This is a genomic window from Curtobacterium sp. TC1 (genome assembly GCF_019844075.1).
In the GTDB taxonomy this organism is placed as follows: Bacteria; Actinomycetota; Actinomycetes; order Actinomycetales; family Microbacteriaceae; genus Curtobacterium.
The window spans coordinates 2164319-2184313 of sequence record NZ_CP081964.1 but is presented as its reverse complement, the minus strand read 5'-3'; the positions used below and the strand labels follow the sequence as shown (position 1 = coordinate 2184313).

Below are 19995 nucleotides of genomic sequence, written 5' to 3'. Positions count from 1 at the left end.
GCGCGGCTCGCGTCAGTGCTGCAGCATCCGTCCGGCACGGATCACCAGGGCACGGTCGGTGCCCGGTCCGCCGACCAGGCACACGCCGACGGGTGCGCCGTCCACGGTGAGGGCGGGAGCGCTGACCGCCGGCAGGCCGCCGACGCTCGCGAGGCTCGTCATCGCCGTCGTCGCGGTCCGGGTGCGTTCGAGCGCCGTGGTGTCGGCGGCGATGAGCGGTGCGGGCCCCGGGACGGTCGGGAAGAGGAGCGTCCGGTCGGCGAGCGCCGTGCGGATCGTGGCCCGGACGTCGTCGAGTCGCGCGACGGCGTCGGCGGTGGCGGCGGGGTCGTTCGCCCGGGCGGCGGCGAACCGGTCGCCGACGACGGCGCTCAGGGCGCCGGGGTGGGCGTCGATCCAGGCACCGTGGGCGGCGACGGCCTCGGCGGCCTGCACGAGGCGCAGGAGTTCGCGCAGGTCCTCGAGCGGCGGGACCCCGAGGTCGGTGAGCCGCACGGAACCGATCGGTGCGTCCTGTCCGGCGACGAACGCAGCGAAGGCCTGAGCGACGGCGGGCTCGACGAGGTCCACCAGCTCAGCGGGCACGAGCAGCTCGGTCGGCTCGTCCGACGCCGCGGCCGACGCGGTCGCCGACACTGACGGCGTACTGGCGTCGAGCGCCGCGAGCAGGACGTCGGCGCTCCGGGTGAGCCACCCCACCGTGTCGAAGGACGGCGCCAGCGGGAGCAGGCCCTGTCGGGAGACCGCGCCGTGGCTCGTCCGGAGGCCCCACAGCCCCTGGTACGAGGCGGGGACCCGCACCGATCCCGCGGTGTCCGTGCCGATCCCGATCTCGGCCATCCCGAGACGGACGGCCGATGCGGATCCGCTGGACGAACCTCCCGGCAGTCGGGTCGGGACCGCCCCGTTGGGCGGGGTGCCGTGGTGTTCGTTGCGACCCGTCAGGTTGTACGCGAACTCGTCGGTGCGCGCGATGCCGCGGATCGACGCGCCGGCGTCGAGGAGCGCGGCGACGGCGGCAGCCGGCGTGGCCTGGACGGGGGACTCGCGCAGGTACGCGGGGTTGCCGGCGCCGACGGGCTGGCCGGGGACGGCGTAGAGGTCCTTCACCGCGACGGTGCGTCCGTCGAGCGGTCCGGACGCGGTGGGGGCGACCAGCGGGTCCCCGACGGCCCGCCAGATCGTGGTGTCGAACGCCTTGGGGCGGCCGGTGACGTGGGCGGCCTCGATGCGCCAGCGCGGTGGGGTGCCGGTGCCGGACCCCGTGCGGGTGCCCGTGTCGCCGTCGCGGCGCCACAGCTGGGTCTGGAGGCCCTGCCCACCCGCCGCGAACTCGGACACCGACACGACCAGGGCGAGTCCGTCGGCCAGGGAGCGGACCTCGACGCGCGTCAGCGAGCGGGCCTGGACCCCGCCCCGTGCCCCGCGGAACGCGCTGATCGCGTCGTGCCCGACGAGCAGGCCGCGGTCGTCCCCGCGCATCGTGCCGGGCGCGTCGACGAACGCGGCGTCGAGGGCCTCGAGGTCGTTCGCGGCGAGGGCGGCCTCGTACGCGTCGAGGGCGTCGAGCAAGCCCTCCGGCGCTCCTGTGGTCATCGGGCGGGCTCCTCGAAGTCGGCCTTGCGGATGCGGGCGTGTGCGCCGGTGACCAGGTCGACCACCTGCGAGATGTTGAAGTCCGTCGCGGCCGACAGGTACGCGTACGCCAGGTGCGGCTCCATGCCCCAGCGGGCACCGAGGATCGCGACGGCGTGCCGGACGCAGGCGCGGACGGCCTCGTCGAGGTCCGGGTCCATGCCGGTCGGCACGAGGAACTCGTGGGTCTCGACGAGCGGCCAGACCAGGTCACCGAACTCCTGCGCGGCCTCGGCGGCGGGCGTGACGTCGAACCGGACGGTCGCACGGAGCGATGCCTCCATCGCCGTCAGGGCGACCTCACCGTCACCCTGCGCGAAGTGCGGGTCGCCGACGTAGGCGAGCGCCCCGGGCACCAGGACCGGCAGGTGCAGCTGCGCGCCGACCTGCAGCAGGTTCACGTCGACGTTGCCGCCGTGTCGGCCCGGTGGCACCGAGTGCAACCGCTCGCCGGGCGTGGCGACGCCCATGATGCCGAGGAAGGGGGCCAGCGGGAAGTGCGCGAAGCGGTCGCGGGCCCCGGTCAGGGGGATGCGGCCCCGCCGGCCCTCGGCCGTGTCGACCACGTCGGCGAAGACGCTGACCGTGGTGCCGTCGACCGGGTACTCGCCGTGCAGGGCACCACGGCCGTGCCGGTTCGAGACGACGCCGTAGTGCACGCGCGGCAGCGTCTCGAGCACCGTCATGGTCAGGACGTCGCCCGGTTCGGCACCCTCGACGGCGATCGGGCCGGAGACCACGTGCGGGCCGTCGGTGGCTGGGTCCCGGTGGCCGCTCCTGGCGATCGCGACGGCGTCGTCCAGCACGTGCTCGGGGGCGACCCCGTGCGACCCGAAGTACGCCAGCGGATCGCTGCCCTGGTCGGGCAGGATGCCCTCGTGGCTGACGGTGTCGATCGTCACGTCGTCGCCGGGCGCGATCGTGATCGCGGGCCGGTCGTCGCCGTTCGGCAGTCGACCCCAGAGGACCGTGTCGGGGTCGACGGGCAGGTAGCGCGCCGAGCGGACGGGGCCGGCGCCGGGCTGCAGGGTCGGGATCGCGGGAGTCGTCATCGCGGTCTACTCTGGCACGGCCGACACGGCGGCTTCCTCGCAGGCGCGCGGGAACCGCCCCCGGTACGCTCGGTTCCCGTGTCACGAGTCGTCCGCCGCCCCCGCTCCGCCGTCCGGAGGCCCGTGACGATCTCCGTCGTCGCGGTCCTCGTGCTCGTCGCCGGGTACCTCGTGGCCGCGGCCGTCGTGCCGTTCGGCCCGGCGAGCGCCTCGACCACCACGTACTCGGCCCCGACGTCGAGCGTGCCGGCCCTGAGCTTCCCCGGCTACGGCGCCACCGCGGTCGAGGCCACCGACTTCCCGGAGAGCCTGCGCACCAGCGGTGACACGAAGCCCCGGTCGATCGCGAGCATCACCAAGATCGTCACGGCGCTCGTGGTGCTCGACGAGAAGCCGATGGCGGCGGGGGAGTCCGGCCCGGCGATCACCTTCACGCCGAAGATGGAGTCGCTCTACGCCAAGTACGCGGCGATGAACGGCGAGGTCGCGCCGATGCCCGCCGGCCTGAAGCTCACCGAGCATCAGGCGTTCCAGGTGATGCTCATGAAGTCGGCGAACAACTACGCCGGCGCCCTCGCCATCTGGGCGTTCGGGTCGATCGCCGAGTACGAGCAGGCGGCGACGAAGTGGCTCGAGGAGCACGACCTCGACGACACCACGATCCACGAGCCGACCGGTCTCGACCCGCAGAACACCTCGACCGCCACCGACCTGGTCGACCTCGGCCAGCTCGCGCTCGCGGATCCGGTGGTCAAGGAGATCGTCGGCACGAAGGACGTCACGATCCCGACGGTCGGCGAGATCGAGAACTCGAACAAGCTGCTCGGTCTGGACGGCATCGAGGGCATCAAGACCGGCACCCTCGACGAGGCCGGCGCCTGCCTGCTGTTCGCGGCGACCTACGAGCGCGGCGGCCGCGACGTCACAGTCATCGGTGTGATGCTCGGCGGGGTCGACCACGACTCGCTCGACGTCGACGTGCAACGGCTGCTCCGGTCGGTCGCGGACAACTTCCAGGTCGTGCCCCTCACCCACGCCGGCCAGACCTTCGGCACGTTCTCCACCCCCTGGCAGGACGAGGCCGACGCGGTCACCGCGAAGGCGGCCGAGGTCCTGGTCTGGGGGAAGACGAAGGTGCGGGCGACGGCGCACCTCGACGAGGTCACCCTCGGGACGAAGGGCGAGCGGGTCGGGACGGTCCGCTTCACGGTCACGGACCACGACCCGGTCACGGTGCCGCTCGTGCTCGAGCGCACGATCGACGACCCCGGCGTCTGGTGGCGCTGGACGAACCCGTTCCAGGGCTGACGGTGCTCGCGCGCTGACGCGCACCACCCGGAGTCCGTACTGTCGGACGGGTGACGACGACGAAGACGTTCCCCCGGACCACCCCCTCCGCCCTCGACATCGACGCCCGCGGTGTGCTCGCGTTCGTCGACGCCCTCGAGTCGACCGCCGGTGTCGAGCCGCACAGCCTGATGCTGCTCCGCCACGGCCAGGTCGTCGCCCAGGGGTGGTGGCAGCCGTACGCGGCCGACCGGGTGCACCTGCTCTACTCGCTGAGCAAGAGCTTCACCGCGGCGGCGGTCGGCATCGCGGTCCGTGAGGGCCTCATCGACCTCGACGCCACCGCCCTGTCGTACTTCCCCGAGCTCGACGCCGAGATCACGGACGAACGCAGCCGCCGCATCCGGGTCCGGCACCTGCTCGCGATGGCGAGCGGCCACCGCGAGGAAGCACTCGACCGCGCTCGCGCCGCCGACCCGACGAACACCGTCCGGGGCTTCCTGCTCACCCCGCCGGACGAGGAGCCCGGCTCCGTCTTCGCCTACAACCAGCCCTGCACGTACACGCTCGCGAGCATCGTGCGACGGGTCAGCGGCGGACCGCTCGTCGAGTACCTGCGGCCGCGGTTGCTCGACCCGCTCGGCATCGACGACCTCGCCTGGCGACGCGACGAGACGGGCGCCGAGCTCGGGTTCAGCGGGTGCTACGCCCCGACCTCGGCGATCGCCGCGCTCGGCCAGCTCTACCTGCAGCGCGGGGTGTGGGACGGCGAGCGGATCCTCGACGAGGACTGGGTCGCCGCCGCCACGAGGACCCAGGTCGAGAACCCGGGGGAGGAGAACCCGGACTGGTCCCAGGGCTACGGCTTCCAGTTCTGGATGGCCCGCCACGGCTTCCGCGGCGACGGCGCCTACGGCCAGTTCTGCGTCGTCCTGCCCGAGCAGGACGTCGTCCTCGCGATCACGGGACAGAGCCTCGACATGCAGGCGGTCCTCGACGCGGCCTGGCAGCACCTGCTGCCCGCCGTCGACCGTCCGTCCGACACGGGTGCGGACTCCGCCCTGGAGGCCCGACTCGCCTCCCTGGGGCTGCCCGCGGTGCGCGGCGGCTCGCTCCAGGGCCTCGTCGACGTCGGCCCGTTGGCCCACGACGACGCGGGGTGGCGGCTCACGCTCGACGTCGACGGGGGGACGCTCTCCGTGCCGGTCGGCGAGGGGGAGTGGCTCGTCGAGGGACCGCTCGCGGCGAGCGGCGCCCTCGCCGCCGACGGCCGGACCGTGCTCGTCGACGTGCGGTTCGTCGAGACCCCGCACCTGGCGCACGTCCGGATCGACCGGCAGACCGGCACCGCCACCACCGTGTGGGAGACCGAGCCGCTGCACGACGGCCCGCTCACGCTCCGCCGGCCCGCCGACTGACCTGCGCCGACCACAGAGTGCGCACGACCCGGTTCGCGGTGTGCGCACGACCCGATTCGCGCCCCCGTGCGGTCAACGCGCCCCGGGGAGTCGGGGCGCGATGACCGTGGTGGGGTGCGGCTGCGGAGGCGTGCGGACGAGGACGGGCGTCGTTCGGCTACGGGGTGTCGGACCGGTGCTCGACGACGTCCTGCAGCTCGGGGCGCTTGGCCGAGACGCCGTCGCCCGACGACGTGTGCTTGATGCGCCGGACGACCCACGGCACCAGGTACTCCTTCGCCCAGCCGAGGTCCTCGGCACGGGCTTCGCGCCAGGGCCGCGCCTCGAGCGGATCCGGGTTGAACGGCTCCAGCCCGTGCGGCACCCCGAGGGTGTCGAGCACCGCCGCGGCGATCGTGGAGTGGCCCATCGGGGAGTGGTGCAGTCGGTCCGGCGCCCACATGCGCGGGTCGCGGAGCACCCGGAGCGCCCACATGTTCGCCACCAGGGCGCCGTGCTTCAGGGCGATGGCGTGCAGGTTCTCGTTGTAGATCGCCGTCTTGCCGCGCACCATGCCGAGCACCGGCGTCATGCCGACGTCGGGGCCGGTGAAGAGCACCACGGTGGCACCGTCGCTCCGCAGTCGCGACACCATCGCGTCCACCCGTTCGGCGAGCTCGTCCGGATCGGAGCCCGGCCGGATGATGTCGTTGCCCCCGGCGGACACCGTGACCAGGTCCGGGCGGAGCGCGAGCGCCGGTTCGACCTGCTCGTCGATGATCTGCTGCAGCAGCCGGCCGCGGATCGCCAGGTTGGCGTACGCGAAGTCGTCGGACCCGTGCGCGAGCACCTCGGCGACCCGGTCCGCCCAGCCCCGGTTTCCACCGGGGACGGTGGGGTCGGGGTCGCCGATCCCCTCGGTGAACGAGTCACCGATCGCGACGTACCTGGACCAAGGATGACGATCTGACACGCTCCGGACCCTAGTCTCGTGCCATGACGAAGGCCAACACGGACGCCGGCACGGACGCGGCACCCTGGACCGTGCCGGACGACCTGCTCGCCCGCATCGCCGACCGGGCCCCCGGGTACGACGCCGCGAACGCCTTCTGCGCCGAGGACCTCGACGAGCTCCGCTCCGCCGGCTACCTGCGCATCGGGGTCCCGGTGGCCCAGGGCGGCTCCGGACTCGGCCTCCGCGCCACGGCCGCCGTCCAGCGCACCCTCGCCCAGGCCGCGCCGGCGACGGCACTCGGCCTCGGCATGCACCAGGTGTGGGTGCAGGCGGCGCGCGCCGTGCGTGCGCGAGGCGGGTCGTTCCTCCAGGCCGTCACCGACCACGCTGCGGACGACCAACTCCTGGCATTCGGGGTGAGCGAACCCGGCAACGACGCCGTCCTGTTCGACTCGTCGACGACGGCGGAGCCGGACGGCGACGGCGGGTACCGCTTCACCGGCACCAAGGTGTTCACGTCCCTCGCGCCGGCGTGGGACCTGCTGAGCGTGTTCGGCAAGGACGAGACGGGGCCGGAACCGCGGCTCGTGCACGGCTTCGTGCTCCGGTCCGACGGCGACGTCGAGCACCTGGACGACTGGGACACCCTCGGCATGCGGGCCACGCAGAGCCGCACGACGAAGCTGCACGGCGTGCACGTGCCCGCCGACCGCATCGTCCGGTCGCTGCCCGTCGGACCGAACCAGGACCCGCTCGTGTTCGGGGTCTTCGCGGCGTTCGAGCTGCTCATCGCGTCGGTGTACGTCGGCGTCGCCGAGCGGGCCATCGCGCTGGCGGTCGACGCCGTCGGGCGACGCGCGGCGGCCGACGGCTCGCCCCGGTCGCAGGACCCCGACGTCCGTCGTGCCCTCGCGGACCTGCGCGGTGCCGTCGACGCGATCACCCTGCAGGTCGACGCCCTCGCCCGCTCGGTGGACGAACGCGACGAGCTCGGCGCCCGGTGGTTCCCGCTGCTCGTCGGCACGAAGGCGCGGGCGGTGGACACGGCGCAGCACGTGGTGGACGAGGCGATGCGGGTCGTCGGGGGCTCGGCGTTCCGGTCGTCGAGCGAGCTCGCCCGCCTGGCGCGCGACGTGCGGGCCGGGCAGTACCACCCGTCGTCGCGGGACTCGGCGGCGCGCACCCTCGCGATGTCATTGCTCGGTCCGCCCGCCTGACGCGGCACCCGCGCGCGCCGGGCGCCGGGCGCGCGAGCACGGTGCGGGACTTGTGGGCTGGTGCGAGGTTGCCCGCTCCGTGCGGCCTTGCAGCGCCGCACCGAGCGATCAACCCGGCACGGATCGACGAAGGTCGCACGGTGCTCTCGGCGCAGAGCGACCTCCGCACGCCGAGCCGGGCGGCGATGTCGGTGGTGCCTGGCATCATCTCGGTGTGAGCAAGCAGGACGGTAGCAACCGGCTCGTCTCCGACGCCCCGGTGGACGACATCTCGGCGACGGTGCTGCACGTCGACATGGACGCCTTCTTCGCGTCCGTCGAACTGCTCGACCGGCCCGACCTGGTGGGGTTGCCGGTCATCGTCGGCCACGACTCCGACCGGTCCGTGGTCACCGCGGCGACGTACGAGGCCCGCAAGTACGGGGTGAACTCCGCGATGCCGATGGCCATCGCGAAGCGCCGCTGCCCGAACGCGATCATCGTCGAGCCGCACTTCGAGAAGTACCGCGACAAGTCCGCCGCGGTGATGGCGGTCTTCGACCGGTTCACCCCGCGGGTCGAGCGGCTCGGCATCGACGAGGCGTTCCTCGACGTCGCCGGTGCGCTCCGGCTGTACGGCACGCCGTGGGAGATCGGTCGGGCCATCCGACGCACGGTCCACGCCGAGACGGGCCTGCACTGTTCGGTCGGCGCCGCATCGACCAAGTTCGTGGCGAAGCTCGCGTCGAGCCGGTCCAAGCCGGACGGGCTGCTCGTCGTCCCCGGAGCCGACACCATCGCGTTCCTGCACCCGCAGCCGGTCTCGGCGCTCTGGGGTGTCGGCGGCAAGACGCAGGAGACCCTCGAGCGCCGTGGCATCCGGACCGTCGGCGACCTGGCGAACACGCCCCTCGGGTCGCTCGTGTCCGCCCTCGGGCCCGCTGGTGGCCAGCGCCTGCACGACCTGTCGTGGGGGCGCGATCCCCGCGTCGTCGACACCGGCGTCGGCGAGAAGTCCATCGGACACGAGGTCACGTTCGGCCACGACCTGACCGAGCGGGACGACGTCGCGCGTGAACTCCTGCGCCTCGCCGACAAGGTCGCCGTCCGCCTGCGTCACGCGGACGTGCAGGCCCGCACCGTCGCGCTCAAGGTCCGCTACACCGACTTCACCACCCTGACCCGCTCGCGGACCCTCGCCGAGCCCACCGACGTCGCCAAGCGGCTGCACCGTGAAGCCGTCGAGCTGTACGACGTGCTGCACCGGCCGGGCAACCGGATCCGGCTCATCGGGGTCCGCGGCGAGAACCTCGTGCCGGCCGCGGCGAGCAACGCGCTCTGGGACGACGACGCGCCGTGGCGCGAGACCGAGACCACGGTGGACGCGGTCGCCGCGCGGTTCGGCGCAGGCGTGCTGCGACCGGCATCCCTGGTCCGCCGGACCCCCGACGGCCACGTCCCGCACGCCAGGCAGGACTGACGGTGGCGGTAGAATCAGGTCCAGTGAGCGCAGCGGAGTACGAACAGCAGCAGCCCGCCACGCTGTGGGCCGAGTCGGGGGACGACCGGGCCGGAGACGGCGCCGCGGGGTCGACCGACACGTCGTCGGGCGCATCGTCGTCCGCGCACGCCGACGCGGTGGCGCGCGACGAAGCCGACGCGGCCGCCCTGGCCGAAGCAGCCGGCAACTCGGCCGTCCAACACCTGTCCCCGGCGTTCCCGGACCGCGCTGCGTGGGGGACCGCGTCGAAGCTCCGCGCCTGGCAGGTCGAAGCCCTCACGAAGTACTTCGAATCCGAGCCGCGCGACTTCCTCACGGCAGCGACGCCCGGCGCCGGCAAGACGACGTTCGCGCTGCGCCTGGCCACCGAGCTGCTCGCGCGCGGCACCGTCGACCGCATCGTGGTCGTCGCCCCCACCGAGCACCTCAAGCGGCAGTGGGCCGACTCCGCCGATCGCGTGGGCATCCGGATCGACCCGATGTTCAAGAACGGCGACGGCATGTTCGGCCGGCACTACCAGGGCGTCGCGATCACGTACGCCCAGGTCGGCATGAACCCCGAGGTGCACAAGAAGATCACCGAGGGCGGGCGCACCCTGGTCGTCCTCGACGAGGTCCACCACGGCGGCGACGCACTCACCTGGGGCGACGGCATCAGAGAAGCGTTCTCCGGCGCCACCCGACGACTCTCGCTGTCCGGCACGCCGTTCCGCTCCGACACCGCGCCGATCCCGTTCGTCCAGTACGCACCCGACGAGCAGGGCATCCGCACCTCGATCTCCGACTACAACTACGGCTACGGCCGTGCGCTGAAGGACGGCGTCGTCCGGCCCGTGCTGTTCATGGCCTACGCCGGCCAGATGCGCTGGAAGACCCGGATGGGCGACGAGATGTCGGCCTCCCTCGGCGAACAGGTGACGAAGGACATCACCGCCCAGGCGTGGCGCACCGCGCTGTCTCCCGAGGGCGAGTGGATGCCGGCCGTGCTGTCGGCAGCCGACAAGCGCCTGACCGAGGTGCGCCGTGGTGTGCCCGACGCCGGCGGTCTGGTGATCGCGACGGACACCACCACGGCACGCGCGTACGCCCGGATCCTGCAGCAGATCACCGGGGAGCGGCCGACCGTCGTCCTGTCCGACGAAGCCGCCGGGTCCAGCCGGATCAGTGCGTTCGCCGACGACACCTCGCGGTGGATGGTCGCCGTCCGCATGGTGTCCGAGGGGGTCGACGTCCCGCGGCTCTGCGTCGGGGTCTACGCCACGAGCGCCAGCACCCCGCTGTTCTTCGCCCAGGTGATCGGCCGCTTCGTGCGTGCTCGCCGCCGTGGGGAGACCGCGTCGGTGTTCCTGCCCAGCGTGCCCGGCCTGATGGCGCTGGCCGCGACCCTCGAGCTCGAACGCGACCACGCCCTCGACCGTCCCAAGGACGCCGACGACGGCATGTACAACCCCGAAGACGCGATGGTCGCCGAGGCCAACAAGGAAGACCGGGCGTCCGAGAGCCTGCTCGAGGTCCAGCCGTTCGAGGCGCTCGACTCGCAGGCGTCGTTCGACCGCGTCCTGTACGACGGCGGCGAGTTCGGCACCGGCGGCGAGGTCGGGTCGCTCGAGGAACTCGACTTCATCGGCATCCCCGGGCTGCTCGAACCCGACCAGGTGCGCGACCTGCTCCGGGCGCGCCAGGCGACCCAGGCGAAGCGCTCCAAGGGCCGCACCGTCAAGGACGGCCTGCCGAAGGCCGCCGAGCCCGAGAACCGTCCGATGTACATGACGATCAAGGAGCAGCGCACCGAGCTCGCCCGGCTCGTGTCGATCTGGTCGCGGCACTCGAACGAGCCGCACGGCGCCATCCACGCCGAACTCCGGCGGATCAGCGGTGGTCCGGCGGTGGCCCAGGCGAGCATCGAGCAGATCCAGAAGCGCATCGACGTCCTGCGCTCCCGCATCGGCGGGCGCCGGTGACGGGTGCGGTCCGGGCGGTCCGCCCGTGATCGAGTCCGTCGACGACCGCACCTGGTACGTCAAACGCGACGCGGAGTCCTCTCCCGAGGCGATCATCGACCGGTTCGGGGGCGGCTACCGGCTGCGACGGTTCTCGCTGACCGAGTCCCGACGGACCCCGCACGGCGTCTACACGGGTGTCGACCTGGCGGAGACGGCCTGGTGGCGGCTGCGCGACAGGCCGCGCAGCTCATGACGCGCCAAGCCAAAGTCCGGTAGACCGGAGGAATGGCAGACTCGATCCCTCACGTCCTCGTCCTCGGCGGCGGCTCCGCTGGCTACAGCACCGTCAAGCAGCTGCAGAAGCACGCAGCGACCGTGCCCATGCGCATCACGCTCGTGGACCAGAACACCTACTACACGTACCTGCCGTTCCTGCCCGAGGTCGCCGGCGGCCACATCGCCCCGAAGGACGTCACCGTCGAACTGCGCCGTGCGCTGCGCAAGACCCGCGTCATCCAGGGCAAGGTCACCGGGATCTCGTCGGCGGACAAGACCGTCTCGATCGCGACCGCCGGTGGCGACGACCGCACGCTCGGCTACGACCAGCTCGTCGTCGCGCTCGGCTCGGTCACCCGCACCTTCCCGACCCCCGGGCTCGAGGAGTACGGCGTCGGCTTCAAGAGCGTGGAAGAGGCCGCCTACGTGCGCGCCAAGCTCCTCGACAACATCGCGAAGGCCGCTGCCACACGTGACGAGGACGAACGTCGTCGTCTGCTCACCAGCGTCTTCGTCGGCGGTGGCTACACCGGTGTCGAGGCGATCGGCGAGCTCTTCGACGTCTCGCAGGCCGCCATCAAGACGTACCCGTCGCTCGCGGGGGAGCAGCCCCGCTGGATCCTCATCGACGCGCTCGACCGTGTCGCGCCCGAGGTCGGCCCGGAGCTGTCCAAGTGGACGCTCGAGTCGCTCCGCGCCCGCGGCATCGACGTGCGTCTGAAGACCACCATGCCGAGCGCCGAGGACGGCATCGTCAAGCTCTCCGACGGCGACGAGATCCCGACCGGGCTGCTCGTGTGGACCGCTGGCGTCAAGCCGAACCCGCTGCTCGACGCCTCCGACCTGCCCCGCGGACCGAAGGGGCACCTCGCCGCCAACGCGAAGCTCCAGGTCGAGGCAGAGGACACGCACGAGGTCGTCCCCGGTGTCTGGGGCCTCGGTGACGTCGCGCAGGTGCCCGACCTGACCGCCGACAAGCAGCCGGCGTTCTACCCGCCGAACGCGCAGAACGCCGTGCGCCAGGCCGTCGTGGCGGCGGACAACGTCGTCGCGACGATCACCGGCAAGCCCCTCGAGGAGTACCGCCACCCCTCGATCGGCACGGTCGCCTCGTACGGTGTCGCCAAGGGTGCCGCGAACATCAAGGGCATCAAGATGACGAACCTGCTGGCGTGGCTCGCCCACCGCGCGTACCACGTGTACGCGATGCCGACGCTGAACCGCAAGGCGCGCATCGTCATCGGCTGGGTCACCGGCGCCGTCTCGGGCCGCGACGCGACCTCGCTCATCAAGGAGACGGACCCGCGTCGCAACTTCGTCGAGGCGTCGAAGAGCTAGACGCAACCACCTGACGGACAGGAGGCGCGGTGCCAGCTGGCACCGCGCCTCCTGTCCGTTTGTGCGCACGCTGCAACCCGCGCTCCGGCCCGACCCGGAACGACACCATCGACGTCGTACGACGTCGACTCTGTCGTCGGCGCGCGCCGGCAACCGTTGTGCCGGCGCCGTTGCGACAGCATCGATGTCGTACGACGTCGATCTTGTCGCCCGTCCGCGAGCGCAGCGATGGCGGCACTCGCCGGGAGGCGCAACAGAAAATGCCCCCGGACCGAAAGGTCAGGGGGCACCGCATGTTTCTGTGTCCGAAGGGGGACTTGAACCCCCACGCCCTAATACGGGCACTAGCACCTCAAGCTAGCGCGTCTACCAATTCCGCCATCCGGACTGGATGTGTGGCGATTTCCCCGGGTTTCCCCGGCGTCCCTGCCGAGAGAAAACACTAGCACGGGTCTGATCGCCCGATGAACACGGCCGCGCATCCCGGGCGCGTCCAGCACGCGGCGTCTCCGGGCCGAGCAGCGTCGGTGCGCACCGATACCGTGGTGGCATGACGAACCCGGAGTCGACCGCGACCGAGCTCGAGGCCACCGCGGCGATCGCGCGTGACCTCATCCGCATCGACACGACGAACTGGGGCGAGGGGAAGTCGCGCGGTGAGACCGAGGCGGCGCACTACGTCGAGGACAAGCTGCGCACGTTGGGCCTCGAGCCGCAGCTGTTCGAGTCCGAGCCGGACCGCGTGAGCGTCGTGGCACGCGTCCCTGGTCGGAACCGGGACAAGCCGGCACTGGTGGTGCACGGACACCTCGACGTCGTGCCGGCCGACCCGGCGAACTGGTCGGTCGACCCGTTCGGCGGCGTGGTCAAGGACGGGTCGCTGTGGGGGCGGGGCGCCGTCGACATGAAGAACATGGACGCGATGATGCTCACGTCCCTCTCGGACGTCATCGAGCAGCACGGGGCTCCCGAGCGCGATCTCGTGATCGCGTACTTCGCCGACGAGGAAGCCGGGGGAGTCCTCGGCTCGCACCACGTCGTCGAGCACCACCCCGAGGTCTTCGCCGGGGCCAGCGCCGCCATCAGCGAGGTGGGCGGGTACTCGATCACCCTCGGCGACCGCCGCGCCTACCTGCTGCAGACGGGTGAGAAGGCGCTGATGTGGATCAAGCTCGTCGCGCGCGGCACGGCGGCACACGGTTCCCACGTCATCCGCGACAACGCCGTGACGAAGCTCGCCGCGGCCGTCGCCCGGATCGGCAGCGAGGAGTGGCCGGTGCGCCTGTCGGCCACGACCGACGCGATGGTCGCCGAGGTCGCTCGGTTCCTCGGCGTGGACCCGACGGTGACCGGCCCGGACGAGGTCGCTCTTGCGACGGGGTCGGCCTCGCGGTTCATCCACGCCGCCTTGCACACCACGACGAACCCGACGGTCCTGACCGCGGGCTACAAGCACAACGTGATCCCGGACACGGCCGAGGCCCTCGTCGACATCCGTTGCCTGCCCGGTGACGAGGAGTCGGTCCTCGCTCGCGTGCGGGAGCTCGCCGGCGACGAGGTCGAGGTCGTGATGTCCTTCCGCGACATCGGTCTCGAGCAGGACTTCGGCGGACCGCTCGTCGACGCCGTCCGCGACGTCCTCGGTCGGCACGACCCGGGCGCCCCGGTGCTGCCCTACCTGCTGTCGGGCGGCACCGACAACAAGGCGCTGTCGACGCTCGGGATCGCGGGGTACGGCTTCGTGCCGCTCCAGCTGCCTGCAGGGGTGGACTTCCCGGCGATGTTCCACGGCGTCGACGAGCGGGTGCCGCTCGACTCACTGGCCTTCGGTCGGCGCGTCCTCGGGGACCTCCTGGCCACGTACTGATATTGTTCATGGTCGCCTCCGTGGCGGTGTCCTGACCGACCTCCCCCGAAAGGCCCGTGCGTGCACATCCTCGAGGCGATCTTCCTCGGCTTCGTCCAGGGGCTCACCGAGTTCCTGCCGGTGTCCTCCAGCGCGCACCTGCGCATCGTCGGGCTGTTCCTGCCCGACGCGAAGGACCCGGGCGCGGCCTTCACCGCGGTGACGCAGCTCGGCACCGAGACCGCGGTGCTCATCTACTTCTGGAAGGACATCACCCGGATCATCGGACGGTGGTTCCGTTCGGTGTTCCGGCGCGACGTCCCGAAGGGCGACCCCGACGTGCGGCTCGGGTGGCTCGTGATCCTCGGGACGATCCCGATCGGCATCGCGGGGCTCCTGTTGAAGGACTCCATCGAGACCACGTTCCGCTCGCTGTGGATCGTCGCGATCGTGCTCATCGTCTTCGGCATCGTGCTCGGCGTGCTCGACGTCGTCGGCCGCAAGGAGCGCCGGATCGAGCACATGACCTTCGGTGGCGGCATCCTGATCGGGCTCGCTCAGGTGCTCGCGCTCGTCCCCGGGGTGTCCCGCTCCGGCGCGACCGTGTCGATGGGGCTCGCGCTCGGCTACACGCGACCGGCTGCCGCGCGGTTCGCGTTCCTGCTGGCGGTGCCGGCCGTGTTCCTCTCCGGTCTGTACGAGGCCGCGACGAGCCTGGGCGACCACGGAGCGCCGTTCGGACTCGCCGACACGCTCATCGCGACGGTCGTGGCGTTCATCGTCGGGTTCGTGGTGATCGCGGCGTTCATGAACTACATCAGCAAGCGCAGCTTCATGCCGTTCGTCGTCTACCGCATCGCACTCGGTATCGTTCTCATCGTGTTGTTGTCGTTCGGAGTGATCCAGCCATGAGGGCCTGGCAGGCCCCGTCCGTCCCCGACGTCCCCGGCGCAGCGCCGCGGCCCGTCGTGCACGACACCGCCACCGGGAAGCCGGTCGACCCGACGCACGGCGACGAACGCGCCGCGCTGTACGTGTGCGGGATCACCCCGTACGACGCCACGCACCTCGGCCACGCGGCGACGTACCTGGCGTTCGACACGCTGGGCCGCGCCTGGCGCGACGCCGGCCTCGACGTCGAGTACGCGCAGAACGTCACCGACGTCGACGACCCCCTGCTCGAGCGCGCCACCCGCGACGGCGTCGACTGGCGCGAGCTCGCCGCCTCGCAGATCGACCTGTTCCGCCGCGACATGGAGTCGCTCCGGATCCTGCCGCCCGACGACTTCGTGGCCGTCACGGACGAGGTCGACCGGGTTGCCGAGGCCGTCGCGTTCCTGCAGGAGACCGGCTCCGCCTACGAGGTCCCCACCCCGGACGCCGAGGGCGACGACCTCTACTTCGACGTGAACCACCCCACCGACGCGTGGTCGCTCGGCGACGAGAGCGGCCTGGACCGCGAGACCATGCTCACGCTCGCCGCCGAGCGTGGCGGCGACCCGGAGCGCCCCGGCAAACGCGACCCCCTCGACCCGCTGCTCTGGCGCGCGGCCCGCGACGGCGAGCCGAGCTGGGACTCCGAGATCGGTCCCGGCCGGCCCGGCTGGCACATCGAGTGCAGCGTCATCGCCGGCGACCGCCTCGGCCTCCCGATCAGCGTGCAGGGCGGTGGCAGCGACCTCGTCTTCCCGCACCACGAGATGAGCGCAGGACACGCAGCCGCGCTGGCGCACCAGCCCCTGGCACACGCGTTCGTGCACACCGGCATGATCGCCTACCAGGGCACGAAGATCTCGAAGTCCCTCGGCAACCTCGTCACGGTGCGTGGGCTGCTCGACGACGGCGCGGACCCCCGCGCGATCCGGCTCGCACTGCTCTCGCACAAGTACTCCGACGACTGGGAGTGGTTCGACGCCGAGCTCACGAGTGCCTCGACGCGGCTCGCGACCTGGGACGCATGGGCGTCGGGTGCTCCCGCCGGGCACGCTGACGACGCGGCTGACGTCGCATCGCGGATCCGGGCGCGGGTGTCCGACGACCTCGACACGCCGGGCGCGGTCGCCGCGGTCGACACGGCCATCGCCGGCGGGACGGCGTGCACGTCGGAGCTCGCCGACCTGATCGACGCCCTGCTCGGCATCCGCCTGGGCTGACGCGGGCCGCGGGGCGGGGGCTGTCCCCACGCTCGGCCGCGTGCGACTCGTCGAGGTTCCACGACATGCCGCGCGCGTGCCGCCGAGGTTCCACGGAGAGCCGCGCGCGGCCGCGAGATGCCGAGATCTCGGAACCTCGGCGATCGCGGCCAGGCGCGTTGGACGCGACCGTCGGGGGACGGGAGGCCCGTGGCGGGCTGGCACCGTGCCTCCCGTCCGTCGACCGGTCGTGACGGGCCCTGTGCCCGCTGCCGGCAGATGGCGACCGCTCGACGGGCGCGAGCCGCGCGACACGCCGTGGGCGTCGCGCGCAGGTTCCACGGACGGCAGCGTGCGGCGGCGACATGCCGAGATTTCGGAACCTCGGCGAACGGGTCCGGGCGCGCCGGGTCTGGGCGCGCCCGCCCCGCGCCGCGCCTGCGCCCTACTGCTGGGGCGGCTGCGGGGGACGCCAGGGCCCCTCGCCGCCGGCGGTGCCGCCGTCCTTGCCGTCCTTGTGCTCGCGGCGCCGCAGGTACTGCTCGAACTCCTGCGCGATCGCGTCGCCCGAGGCCTCGGGGGAGTCGACGGTGTCGCGGGCCTGCTCGAGCTGCCCGATGTACGACGCCATGTCCTCGTCGTCGGCGGCGAGGGCGTCGATGCCGTCCTCCCACTCGGTGGCGTCGTCGAGCAGCGTGCCGCGGGGCACGGTGACGTCGGTGAGCTCCTCGATCTTGTCGAGCAGCGAGAGCGTGGCCTTGGGCGACGGCGAGTTGTGCACGTAGTGCGGGACCGAAGCCCAGAGCGACAGCGTGGTCAGCCCGGCCTTGTCCATTGCGTCGGCCAGGACGCCGAGGATGCCCGTCGGACCCTCGTACGACGACTTGTCGACGTCGAACGCGTTGCGGACGCCGGCGTTCTCGCTCGACACGAAGACCGAGATCGGTCGGGTGTGCGGGACGTCGGCGAGCATCGCGCCCACGAAGACGACGGCGTCGATCGAGTACACGTCGGCGAGGTCGATGATCTCCGCGCAGAAGCCGCGCCAGGTGCGCGAGGGCTCCGGCCCGACGAGCACGAACACGTCGCGGTCGGTCGGGGAGCCGGTGGCGCCGATCACGGGCCGGCCCTCGGCGCCGGGGCCGTGCAGCACGATGCGGGGCCACTGCACCCCGCGGGCGCCGGTCTCGTCGGACCCCATGGTCGGACGGTTGAACTGGTAGTCGACGTACCGCTCCCCGTCGAGCTCACGCAGCTCGTCGAGCCCGAGCGACTCGACGATGCGTCGGGCGAGTCCGCTCGCGGCTTCGCCGGCGTCGTTCCAGCCCTCGAAGGCGACGACGAGCAACCGGCCGTCGCTGAAGGGGGAGTGCTGTGGCACGGAGCGGACCTCCTGGTGGTGGAGCGGAGCGGGGCGGGTGCGACGTGGCACCCGGCCGGACACGATTCAGGCATCCACTGTAGGCCCCGCCAGCGCTCCCGCACGTGCGCGTCCGCGCCCAGCGGAACGCCCCCGGTAGACTCGTCGCCCGTGACCGCGCATCCTCCTGCCCTCGTCCCGCCCGCAGCCGTGCTGTGGGACATGGACGGCACGATCATCGACACCGAGCCGATCTGGCAGCGCTCCCAGGTCGACCTGACGAACCGCTACGGCGCCGAGTGGACCCACGAGGACGGCCTGTCCCTGGTCGGCTCCGGTCTCGAGCGCTCCGGCGAACTCCTGCGCGCCAAGGGCGTCGACATGGAGGTCGAGGAGATCATCCAGTGGATGACCGACTACGTGATGGAGCACCTGCGCGCCGGCGAGCTGCCGTGGCGTCCGGGTGCCCGCGAACTCGTCGAGGAGCTCCACGCCCGCGGGATCCCCACCGCCCTGGTCACCATGTCCCGCCGCAAGATGGCGCTCGTCGCCGCCGAGGCACTGGGCGAGCGCGGGTTCCGCGTCGTCGTGGCCGGTGACGACGTCGACCGTCCGAAGCCGTTCCCGGACGCCTACCTCTCCGCCGCCGCCCAGCTCGGCGTCGAGCCCACCGCGTGCGTCGCGATCGAGGACTCCGCCACCGGCGTCGCGTCGGCCGTCGCCTCCGGCGCCGTCACGATCGCCGTCGAGCACATCGTCCCGCTGTCCGAGATCGCCGGCGGTGACGTGCACCTGACCACCCTGTCGGGTGTCGACGTCGACCGCCTGGTCGAGTTGACGACGCCGGCACTGGCTGCGCGCGCGCTCGACACGGGAGGCGCGGTGCCGGACCCGGCACACGCGGCGGACACCGAGGGGGCCACCCGATGAACCACACCGACGACCCGACCGCGGCGCTCCCGCACACCGCCGGAGGCGCACCGCACACGCCGCCGCGCGGCCCGTTCCGGGCCGGCGACCGCGTGCAGCTGACGGGTCCGAAGGGCAAGCTCACGACGCTGTCCCTCGAGACCGCCGGCGAGTACCACACGCACCGCGGGGTGCTCCGGCACGACGACGTCATCGGTCAGCCGGACGGCTCGGTGATCCGCGCCAGCACGGGTGACGAGTACCTGGCGCTCCGCCCGCTGCTCAACGACTACGTGATGTCGATGCCGCGCGGCGCCGCGATCGTCTACCCGAAGGACGCCGCCCAGATCGTGGCGTTCGCGGACGTCTTCCCGGGCGCCCGGGTGGTCGAGGCCGGCGTCGGTTCCGGCGCCCTCTCGCTGTTCCTGCTGCGGGCGATCGGCCCGACCGGGCAGCTGCAGTCCTTCGAACGTCGCGAGGAGTTCGCCGCGATCGCGCAGGGCAACGTGGGCACGTTCCTCGGCGCCGTCCCGGACAACTGGTCCGTGACCGTCGGCGACCTGGTCGAGGAGCTGCCCGGCGCCGTCCACGAGCAGAGCGTCGATCGCGTCGTGCTCGACATGCTCGCGCCCTGGGAGTGCGTCGACGCCGCAGCCGACGCCCTCGTGCCCGGCGGGCTCATCGTCTGCTACGTCGCCACCGTCACCCAGCTGTCCCGCACGGCCGAGGCCCTGCGCGACACCGGCCGCTTCACCGACCCGATGCCGAGCGAGACGCTGGTGCGCACCTGGCACGTCGAGGGCCTCGCCGTCCGCCCGGACCACCGCATGGTCGGGCACACCGGGTTCCTCATCACGGCCCGTCGACTGGCTGACGGCACGGTCCTGCCGAACCTGAAGCGCCGAGCGGGCAAGGTCGAGTTCTCCGACGAGGACATCGAGGCCTGGACCCCGGGCGCCGTCGGCGAACGGGCGACGAGCGACAAGAAGCTGCGCAAGGTCGCACGGCAGTCGGCGGCGCAGGCACGCAAGGTCGCCGCTGCCGAGGCCGGGTCCGCAGCCGCCGCCGCCGAGGGGGCCGGGGCACCGTCCGAGCTCGTCGGCGACGCGTCCGAGCTGGCCGACGGCGACCGGTAGGCTGGCGGTCGTGCCCGTCCTGCATCGAACGG

General features: G+C 72.4%; 16 protein-coding genes and 1 tRNA gene. 12 read left to right on the top strand and 5 right to left on the bottom strand.

Going from position 1 to position 19995, the window contains the following annotated elements; translation table 11 throughout:
- Positions 1-12: 12 nt before the first annotated feature.
- Both KZI27_RS11460 and KZI27_RS11455 read right to left on the bottom strand, forming a co-directional pair.
- Entirely contained in the window at positions 13-1596 is a 1584-nt protein-coding gene (locus tag KZI27_RS11460) for an AtzH-like domain-containing protein (RefSeq protein ID WP_222657747.1), read from the bottom strand.
- A complete protein-coding gene (locus tag KZI27_RS11455) occupies positions 1593-2687 on the bottom strand; it encodes an acetamidase/formamidase family protein (RefSeq protein ID WP_222657746.1) in 1095 nt (364 codons plus the stop codon). The genes KZI27_RS11460 and KZI27_RS11455 overlap by 4 nt, the downstream gene beginning before the upstream one ends.
- A gap of 78 nt (positions 2688-2765) precedes the next feature.
- Here KZI27_RS11455 and KZI27_RS11450 point away from each other — a divergent pair, with 78 nt between their 5' ends.
- Together KZI27_RS11450 and KZI27_RS11445 are read left to right on the top strand one after the other, a co-directional pair.
- Positions 2766-3995, top strand: a complete 1230-nt coding sequence (locus tag KZI27_RS11450; RefSeq protein WP_123312583.1) for a D-alanyl-D-alanine carboxypeptidase family protein — start codon at positions 2766-2768, stop codon at positions 3993-3995.
- A 50-nt stretch (positions 3996-4045) separates the two neighbouring features.
- Positions 4046-5392: a serine hydrolase domain-containing protein gene (locus tag KZI27_RS11445; RefSeq protein WP_222657745.1), complete on the top strand. Its 1347-nt coding sequence runs from the start codon at positions 4046-4048 to the stop codon at positions 5390-5392.
- Between the two features lie 157 nt (positions 5393-5549).
- Here KZI27_RS11445 and KZI27_RS11440 read toward each other — a convergent pair whose 3' ends face one another.
- A complete protein-coding gene (locus KZI27_RS11440) occupies positions 5550-6344 on the bottom strand; it encodes an SGNH/GDSL hydrolase family protein (RefSeq protein WP_222657744.1) in 795 nt (264 codons plus the stop codon).
- 23 nt (positions 6345-6367) lie between these two features.
- Between KZI27_RS11440 and KZI27_RS11435 the strand changes: the two genes are divergently transcribed.
- The 5 genes from KZI27_RS11435 (at position 6368) to KZI27_RS11415 (ending at position 12580) form a co-directional block, all read left to right on the top strand.
- The gene (locus tag KZI27_RS11435) at positions 6368-7543 is read left to right on the top strand and encodes an acyl-CoA dehydrogenase family protein (RefSeq protein WP_222657743.1); all 1176 of its coding nucleotides are present in this window, start codon (positions 6368-6370) and stop codon (positions 7541-7543) included.
- A gap of 214 nt (positions 7544-7757) precedes the next feature.
- Complete coding sequence (gene dinB / locus KZI27_RS11430) at positions 7758-9002, top strand: DNA polymerase IV (protein WP_222657742.1); 1245 nt, start codon at positions 7758-7760, stop codon at positions 9000-9002.
- Positions 9003-9190: 188 nt separating this feature from the next.
- Positions 9191-10984 (top strand): DEAD/DEAH box helicase, encoded by a 1794-nt coding sequence (locus KZI27_RS11425; RefSeq protein WP_123313104.1) that lies wholly within the window; start codon positions 9191-9193, stop codon positions 10982-10984.
- A gap of 25 nt (positions 10985-11009) precedes the next feature.
- Positions 11010-11219, top strand: coding sequence for a hypothetical protein (locus KZI27_RS11420; protein ID WP_222657741.1), 210 nt, complete (start codon positions 11010-11012; stop codon positions 11217-11219).
- Between the two features lie 32 nt (positions 11220-11251).
- A complete protein-coding gene (locus KZI27_RS11415) occupies positions 11252-12580 on the top strand; it encodes an NAD(P)/FAD-dependent oxidoreductase (RefSeq protein WP_222657740.1) in 1329 nt (442 codons plus the stop codon).
- A gap of 302 nt (positions 12581-12882) precedes the next feature.
- Here the strand turns inward: KZI27_RS11415 and KZI27_RS11410 are convergent.
- Positions 12883-12968, bottom strand: a tRNA-Leu gene (locus tag KZI27_RS11410).
- Positions 12969-13130: 162 nt separating this feature from the next.
- Between KZI27_RS11410 and KZI27_RS11405 the strand changes: the two genes are divergently transcribed.
- The 3 genes from KZI27_RS11405 to mshC are packed head-to-tail and all read left to right on the top strand — an operon-like array spanning position 13131 to position 16579.
- A complete protein-coding gene (locus KZI27_RS11405) occupies positions 13131-14447 on the top strand; it encodes a M20/M25/M40 family metallo-hydrolase (RefSeq protein ID WP_222657739.1) in 1317 nt (438 codons plus the stop codon).
- A gap of 60 nt (positions 14448-14507) precedes the next feature.
- Entirely contained in the window at positions 14508-15338 is an 831-nt protein-coding gene (locus KZI27_RS11400) for an undecaprenyl-diphosphate phosphatase (RefSeq protein ID WP_222657738.1), read from the top strand.
- The gene (gene mshC, locus KZI27_RS11395) at positions 15335-16579 is read left to right on the top strand and encodes a cysteine--1-D-myo-inosityl 2-amino-2-deoxy-alpha-D-glucopyranoside ligase (protein ID WP_222657737.1); all 1245 of its coding nucleotides are present in this window, start codon (positions 15335-15337) and stop codon (positions 16577-16579) included. The genes KZI27_RS11400 and mshC overlap by 4 nt, the downstream gene beginning before the upstream one ends.
- Before the next feature lie 424 nt (positions 16580-17003).
- Here the strand turns inward: mshC and KZI27_RS11390 are convergent, their stop codons facing one another.
- Positions 17004-17939, bottom strand: coding sequence for a proteasome assembly chaperone family protein (locus KZI27_RS11390; protein WP_222657736.1), 936 nt, complete (start codon positions 17937-17939; stop codon positions 17004-17006).
- Positions 17940-18089: 150 nt separating this feature from the next.
- Between KZI27_RS11390 and KZI27_RS11385 the strand changes: the two genes are divergently transcribed.
- Positions 18090-18848: an HAD family hydrolase gene (locus KZI27_RS11385; protein ID WP_261783873.1), complete on the top strand. Its 759-nt coding sequence runs from the start codon at positions 18090-18092 to the stop codon at positions 18846-18848.
- On the top strand, positions 18845-19963 hold the full coding sequence (locus KZI27_RS11380) for a tRNA (adenine-N1)-methyltransferase (protein WP_261783872.1): 1119 nt from the start codon (positions 18845-18847) through the stop codon (positions 19961-19963). Before KZI27_RS11385 ends, KZI27_RS11380 begins: the two co-directional genes overlap by 4 nt.
- The last annotated feature ends 32 nt before the right edge of the window (positions 19964-19995 follow it).